Source organism: Pseudomonadota bacterium (genome assembly GCA_027624715.1).
Classification (GTDB): domain Bacteria; phylum Pseudomonadota; class Gammaproteobacteria; order Burkholderiales; family Eutrophovitaceae; genus Eutrophovita.
The window spans coordinates 1-7,489 of sequence record JAQBTV010000024.1 but is presented as its reverse complement, the minus strand read 5'-3'; the positions used below and the strand labels follow the sequence as shown (position 1 = coordinate 7,489).

Genomic DNA, 7,489 nt, shown 5'->3' with positions numbered 1-7,489 from the left:
TCCGGCATAGTGGCCGCGGTTACCGAAATGGATGAGAGAATCGTTTGCATTTGATGAATGACGAGGCACGAATAGGTACCATGTGCTCCCATCAGGAGTAGGGATTTGCGGCGAGCGAGCCGCTAGTGCGGGAGATTAAGCGGAGCATTCTTTACATACAATAAAAGGAGGAATGCCAAAGTTTTTATCAGTTTGTGCACCACAAAAATTACAGTACCCAATCCCATTTATGCTGGCATCGGCACCCGTCATCCAGTTCCAATGAGCACTTCGGACTCCGTCGATGACTTCCTCTTCAGAAAACCGATAGTTGCAGAATCTGCAAACTCGTGCTCCGAGTTTGATCGCTTCCGCGCAGTCAGGACAAGTTTTTGCACGAGAGGATGGATCAAAGACAGATGCGACCTGCACAAAAACGTTCTCAGGCGCCGGATCTGGGTGTGATTCGCCATCAACTTTATTCACAATAGCCGCAGCGATGAACCCGAATAACCCAAAAAAGAAACCAATCAAAAACCAGGAAAACTGATCACGATTTTTCTCCTTTACCAGCACAGTGGACAGAAAGCCGAACATTATTCCATAAATCAAATAGTAGATTATGAGCATTTCTTTTTATTCGTTGTTTGCCTCAAGTATAATAGGCAAGTTTAAGTTCGTTTTTCTTTTCCTCGGTGCTCAATTGAGAGTGTGCCTTCTCAAAAAAGAGTATTTAATTATTAAATTCTTTGCTCTGCTCGGCTAATAAGTTTGAGTTGTTTCACGAGAATGAAGGTTTTATCGTAAGCAAAGCCTGAACCAAAGCTGCCCTGGGAATAGAAGCAATCCTTTCGGCCTACAGGTGACACCAAAGCTAGTGTTAATCGGATATGGATTCTAGTGCATCTGCTATGGAGATGAGATGTTTAATAACATCGTCTGGCCCTTCCTTACCTGGAAGACCCCATTTGTTTTTGGAGCATCTAAGGCACATATCACTTTGAGAAAAATTGAATTCTGCCCCGCACGGACAAAGGTAGATCTCAGTTGTGCCCCCAAGAAGTTTCTTTTTATTTGAAACTTGAATTACTTCCCAATTTCGAGTTGGAACAAGAGTGGCTAGATGCCTTATTTTTTCTTGGTCTTGAAGTATATAATGTTTTTGACTCAGACGGCACACACTGAGAAGTGAAACGTAATCGGCAGCGACCTGACCGTTCAAATAGGGTTCAAGGTCGAGGAGCTGAAAATCGTCATGGCTTTGCAGTAATTCATGTAAATACTTGTGCATTCTCAGCGGGGCCTCAAGGGATATATCAAGTAGCCACCGATAGCCTTTTTCCTCAATACACATTTCAAGGTAAGAGAAGACATCGTTTTTATCGGTTACATTAATATCAGTCGAACTTTCGTACCGAACTTTGAAGGGGTCAAAGGTATTATGAGCACGCAATTCAACTGCTTTTTTTAAGGTATCATTTGTAATCAAATAGTCAGGGAATTCCGCCGTAAAGACTGATCTTTCAATTTGCATTTTTATTTTCTCGCCGGCTACGACTATTTTTTCGAGAAAAACCGAGGGGTCTTGATCAGATTTTGAAAAGAGCACAGCTGTTCCAGAGGCTACTACCATGAACATCCCAGCCTTCCCCCCACCAGAGATTTCAGAATAGTCCATCTTGAGCCCTACAATAGCATTTGCCCTAAGCTTTTTTGCAGCGTGTTCTAGATCAGCTAGGGCCGCCGAAGTCAATCGATGAAGTTGTTTTTGGTACGTCTGAGAGCGACCCCCGAATACGTCCCGCCAACTCGCTGCGATGTCCGAGAAGATGTTGACTCCGAACACGACATGTGCTGAAATCGGTCCTAAATAAGACTCAATTGCTTGCCCTTCTATGGATGGAGTGGTTGTGATTATCATTGGTGAGCTGCCGGATAGTGATTAACATGGTTAATATTTGAACACACTGCGAGTCTGAGAACCCTTGTCGCTCGTGACACTCACGAAGTAGACTCCGCTTGTATAATCTTTCAGGTTGACAGGTAGGTCTATGAGCCCACCAGGAAGCACAACGCTTTTGACCGAGAGTCTTTCGCCAAGCACATTGTACAGCGAAACAGTTGCGCTAGTGTTGGCCATTGTACTAATCCTAACTGACAGGGCACCGAAACTTGGATTGGGGAAGATAGCATCTATTTTCAACTGTTGAGGCAAGGTCTCGCCCTCTACATTCGTCGCTGTTCCAAATAGGCGATTTCCAAGTGACTGGTCAAGCAACAGCGGATTGATATTGCCCTGGTACTTTCTAATCAGCCCACTTCTCCTGATCTCTTTTCCGGAAGGCAGATCTTGTGTTGCCCAAGAAAGAAGTGTCGCCTTTTGCTCTGCGAAAAACGATGAATTAGCGGCACTAGAGTAGATGGTATTAAAGTACAGCACTGCTCTTGACACGTCGCCTTTAACCGATTCTCTCGGCTCAAACCGACCTGATGCAAACTCACTATAAGTGTCGATGTCCACCGTTGGCATGGCTGATTGCGATGATGATCCTACAAACCACGTTGTTGTCTGGTTATCTGGAATGTCAGCGTAGGGATGATTGCTTCGTGTCGAGTTGACGTTGTCTTTCGCGGGGAAGAGGAAGTGCAGATCACTTCGCTGGGGCTCATTTTCGGCACCCATGCTTTGGGGCCAGGTGTGCTCGGCATTGATCCCCGCATTGAACATTTCTGTACTAGGGTCGCCGGTGGTATATGCAACAGCAAAACCTGTATATATACCCCGCACAAACCCGTCTAAATCTAAGTCAACCTTTGCATACATGGTATCTCGAGCCACATCATATCCCAGCGTTAATACGGGTGTAAACACTCCTTTTAAGCTCTCTAGGAGCGCAGATCCCAACTGTCCACTGTATAGCTCGCCAGATATTCCTATAAATAGGTCATAGCTTACAGTGAGCCCCTCAGCGTCCTGTGCGGTAATAGTAAAGCGGTAGATATCGGGAATTAGTGGGGTCGTCCAGGAGAACTCCGAGTTGTTGATGGAGGCCCCAAGATCTGCGGGAGTTACGGTGTATGATGCGATCGGGAATGCATCTGGATCGGTCACGCTAAACGGAATCGAAAGATTTAGACCACCACCAACTAACGTATCAGGAGGTATGACAGTAAATCGGGGCCTTTTCGATTCAATGAGTGACGTAACTGTGATCGTTACTGAGATCGAGGCGGTGTCTTTTCCATCCGTAACGGTGATAGTAAACGTATTTGGGCCGACGTTACTTTCCGATGGAGTCCAAGAAAAGATCCCAGTTGAAGTATTTACGTTTGCTCCTAACGGCAGGCCGATTCCGCCAAAGGTCAACGGGTCCATGTCGCTATCCTGTGCCGCATATTGGATGTTCACAGTAGTCCCTGCTACCGCATCAAAAGCAACCGTTGGCTCCGTAAAAGAAGGTAGCGCGTTGCCACTTGTCCCAGAAACGGAAAAGGACAAAGCAAAAGTAAGCCTAGTGCTATCGTCGCACGTCCAGTTAGCCTTGTCGCCGATTAGGGTGAGCAAGGCTGATTTAGATCCGGTAGTTGGACCGTTGTAGGCGATGTTATCGCATTCATCAATCGCCACGGCTGTTGATCCATTGACAAGAGTTGGAGGTAGAGCCGAGGTATTGGAAGAGGTGGCATCTGTTTGCCATCCCGTGTCTTCAAAGTTAATGCCGTAAATGATCGCTGGGGATTCAACTGTCCCTTGAAAAGCAAAGAGCTGATCACCAGACGTCGAGAACGCTGGTGCACCGGACTCTACAAGAATAACAGTGCCCTTGGGTACAGTTGCGGATGAGGTGAACGTGTATTCATCCTCATTGGTGCGAAAAGAGCCGCTTGCTTTCCAACCATGATCAACGAAGCTAATCGCGGTCCCTGCGGGTAGGTCTACTAGAGCGACAAAGCCAAATTGATCGGGGTTATCTGAATTCACTCCAATGATTGCGATGTCACCTGGGGCAAGCGATTGGGCGTACACTGGGAGGGTAAGAACCATCGCCAGCAGAAGGGCAAGGGAGGATCGTAGCATTTGGCTCGTCAATAATTTGAAGTTTAGAGTTATGAATCCTTTCCTTTCGTGTCAATAGGAAAAACCACCCGCTGTTACCATGATACTAATTACTTTCGCAAAGGCTCTTCAGGCAAAGTATAAAGGCGATCATTACCGCTTATTTGTTCTTCTAGAACGCCTTTTGAAATGCCAAGACCGGCAACGTACGTTGATGCGAGTTGTCGTGAGCATGTTGATCGGCAAGCTCTCGTGAGATCTATTTAGAAACAAAAAAGGGATAGGAAACCAGTAGAAACCGATTTCCTATCCCCCGAACTGACACCGATAGAGGTAAAAACATCGGCATCAAATCCTCTGTATTCATCAATCCGTTACTTAAGCAAGATCATTTTTCTAGTAACAGAGAAGGCTCCAGCTTCTAGGCGATACATATAGATACCACTTGGCAGATCGTTAGCCTCGAACGTAACGTGGTTCTCACCTGCCGCTTGAACACGGTTTACTAGTTGCGCGACTTCGCGGCCTAGCATATCAATCACGCTCAGCCGAACAAGTTGTGACTGTGGTAGTGAATACGAAATCGATGTTGAAGGATTAAATGGATTGGGAAAGTTCTGGTCAAGTACGACCGTCGCAGGCAGAGCTTCATCTGTTTCGTTTGCTACACCGCTTGGTACGTTTACAGAACCAGGTGTAGGCAATCCCCAGGTATACGAATCCGTGTTGCGCAATCCGCCAGCGCCATTAGGAGATCGTTGAATCGAATGTGCAGTTCCATCGCCGGCGCCGTCTTCATTAACCTGCATCTGACCGGCATTGAGAAGAACCAGAATTCCAGCATCGTCGTCGTCATTGGTATCGTAAACGACTGCGTCTATGATAACAGCAACTACATTTGCTACGGGGGTATCCGTTGGGAAATCAGCTGCATTTCCCGTTACAAGAGCCACTCCATCAGCCCCATTTTGAACGAGGTTGGTGCCGGGGTCGACGTCTAGAGTACAATTTGGAACGTTTGCAGCGTCTCCGCACAAGACGAAGTAGCCATTTGCATCAGTCGAAAATCCATCTAGGTCAAACGCTTCATAGGTGGCGTCGTCACTACCGTTGACAAAGACCAGAGACATCCCTGTGAGACTCGTGTTTCCTATACCGCCATCATAAAGCTCTACAAACTCTGCAGCATCAGTGCCAGCCTGATCGGCATCCACCTCATTAATTATGACGGTTTGAGCGAGAACGGTAGCCGGAAGTAATAAACAAAAAGCAAGGAGTGGTATCAGTTTCTTCATTACGAATGTAAGGTTTGGTTTAAGCAAAGTGGCTCTTTATGTGGCGTGGTCACAACCTCGTCACCAAACGCATCATTTCCAAATTATTGACATTATTGATCAACGTCAACTATTATTCCGGTTCAACGACAATTATAATTCCCGTTTGTACGGAACGCACCGGATGCAAGCCACCCGTGATCTACAAAGCCAATTACGGTCCCTTGAGGGATATCTACTAGTGCTACAAAGGCAAATTCATCTGGATTAACCGCATTGGCTCCGATAATGGCGATATCCCCAGCACCTAGTGTCTGAGCGTTAGCCAAGGTCGCGGAGATAAAAATCAGAAGGCTGAAATTTAGGATTCGTTTCATAACCACACTTAAAAATTAGGAATATGAGTTACGGAATCTCTTGCACGGTGTCAACAGGGAAACCCCACATCATACACATGGACCCAAAAGTAGAAATCCAACAAAGTAGAAGGTGACTCAAATTGCAAAAAAAAGGGGAGTGAGATTTGCACCCCACTCCCCTGTTTTCAATCATAATCTCAAACGATCTAGTTCGTCGAAGGAATACCTGCACCTCCAGAAGGTGCGAAGTTTACGTGGATCAGAAGCCATTCTCCCAACAGCGGATCAAGGCTCCAAACACTTGAGCCGCGAGCTTTGTAATCAACAACAGAGCCATCGTCCGTTTTGTACTGGCCCGTGTTCATGTGCGTCGCAACAGCCGTTGAGTAATCACTATTGAACGTCACATCAACATCACTTACCTCCAAGGAGAGCCATTCTGGACCCGCAGAAAGCTTGCCAAGTTGCTCCACTTTCGTAGCCTTGTAGCATGCCTCCATATTCGAGTTGCAGTGCGATGACGAGGGAGCAAGCAATGCAGCCCAAGCTTCCTTGTTTCCTTCAGCATCTAAAAAAACTCCCCAAAAGGTAGAAACCTTTTCATGAATCGCTGTAGCGAGATCTGCCTCATTCATGGCCCGCCAGATGACTCCTTCGCGGCTTGCGTAAATCGAAGGATTACCTCCCCGATCAACCGCCGAGCGGATGGCCGTCCAAGCACCTGCCCTCTCGCCTGCACTCCACAGGATTTCAGATCGAGAATCAGACGCATTCGGTCCGTCATGGCCTTGCTCATATAGATACAGGTAACGCATTGCTTTGATCATGTCAACTTCTTCGACACCCCCACCGGCCTGAGCATAGGCATAGGCTAATATGTTGTAGGCGCTTGCTGCATGATCAGGATATTCTGCCACAAAAGCCTCCATGTTGGCAGCAACCGTGCCTCTTTCAGCGTCCCAGGCGGACTGGTAGGCAAATGCAGGAGACTCGTTGCCTGATTCAACGATTTCTGTCGCAGCTTGCTGCCAACCTTGGCACGACCAAAGTTGTATACAACCTTGGTCCATCTTCAACAGGCCATGCCAAAGCGCTTCGTCTGCAGAGAGGCTCATAGCACCCGCCTCGTCAAGAAGTCTCTGTTGGGAGTCTCCCGAGGCGCTTGCAAGAACAAGCTTGGCAATGCCGCAGCCTTCATCAATGAGAAGCGCGGCCTTCGACATTCCGATCGCCATCGGACGCTCGACATTGACCAAGGCCTCAAAGGCCTCGTCAGCAATCGCGGTTCCGTGAGGAGAGCAACTCGTATTGGTGAACCAGCTCGATTGAGCTTGCACTGAGAGAGCCGTGAAGGAAAGGGTTAAGAAGAAGAAAATGTGCTTCATTGTTTGATCTAGTTGTGGTGGTCTTGGGTAAATACTCCAATTAGCCATAGATTGTAAAGGTACATAATAAAAATGTCCTTTAGATTATCATAAGATAAACAATGAGACTTCATCAAAACACGTAAGTAATCAAAAAATGGGTAGAAAGCTTAGATATGCGATGGTGTGGGACATCGTGCTAACTCTAACAAAGATTGGCCCCAAAGCAGGATTTGGATAAACAGACTCGAAACCAAAGGCCCTTGGAACCTCATCACTGTCAGTGTTGGTCGCAACACCAAATAGTCTATCATCAAGCGTACTATCAATCAGCAATGGATTAATGTTACCTTGGAATTTCCGGATCAATCCGCTTCTTCTGATCTCCTTCCCCGAAATGGGGTCCACTTCTGAAGTCACGAGTGCAACAACAATTGGATTGCTTCAAAAAACTGT

The 7,489-nt window shown here is 46.8% G+C and carries 6 protein-coding genes and 1 pseudogene; all 7 read right to left on the bottom strand.

The features are described from left to right. Positions 1 to 135 precede the first annotated feature (135 nt). The 7 genes and pseudogenes from O3A65_08735 to O3A65_08705 all read right to left on the bottom strand — a co-directional run bounded on the left by O3A65_08735 (position 136) and on the right by O3A65_08705 (position 7,453). The gene (locus O3A65_08735) at positions 136 to 609 is read right to left on the bottom strand and encodes a hypothetical protein (GenBank protein ID MDA1332544.1); all 474 of its coding nucleotides are present in this window, start codon (positions 607 to 609) and stop codon (positions 136 to 138) included. A 973-nt stretch (positions 610 to 1,582) separates the two neighbouring features. Then, positions 1,583 to 1,900 (bottom strand): annotated as a pseudogene (locus tag O3A65_08730) (YbjQ family protein). 30 nt (positions 1,901 to 1,930) lie between these two features. Then, positions 1,931 to 4,057 carry an endonuclease gene (locus O3A65_08725; protein MDA1332543.1) on the bottom strand — a complete coding sequence of 709 codons (2,127 nt, stop codon included), beginning with the start codon at positions 4,055 to 4,057 and terminating at the stop codon, positions 1,931 to 1,933. A gap of 353 nt (positions 4,058 to 4,410) precedes the next feature. Beyond that, complete coding sequence (locus tag O3A65_08720) at positions 4,411 to 5,358, bottom strand: T9SS type A sorting domain-containing protein (protein ID MDA1332542.1); 948 nt, start codon at positions 5,356 to 5,358, stop codon at positions 4,411 to 4,413. Positions 5,359 to 5,453: 95 nt separating this feature from the next. Further along, positions 5,454 to 5,687 (bottom strand): hypothetical protein, encoded by a 234-nt coding sequence (locus O3A65_08715; protein MDA1332541.1) that lies wholly within the window; start codon positions 5,685 to 5,687, stop codon positions 5,454 to 5,456. Between the two features lie 188 nt (positions 5,688 to 5,875). Then, positions 5,876 to 7,054: a nuclear transport factor 2 family protein gene (locus tag O3A65_08710; protein MDA1332540.1), complete on the bottom strand. Its 1,179-nt coding sequence runs from the start codon at positions 7,052 to 7,054 to the stop codon at positions 5,876 to 5,878. A 129-nt stretch (positions 7,055 to 7,183) separates the two neighbouring features. Continuing rightward, positions 7,184 to 7,453 (bottom strand): hypothetical protein, encoded by a 270-nt coding sequence (locus tag O3A65_08705; GenBank protein ID MDA1332539.1) that lies wholly within the window; start codon positions 7,451 to 7,453, stop codon positions 7,184 to 7,186. Between the last annotated feature and the right edge of the window lie 36 nt (positions 7,454 to 7,489).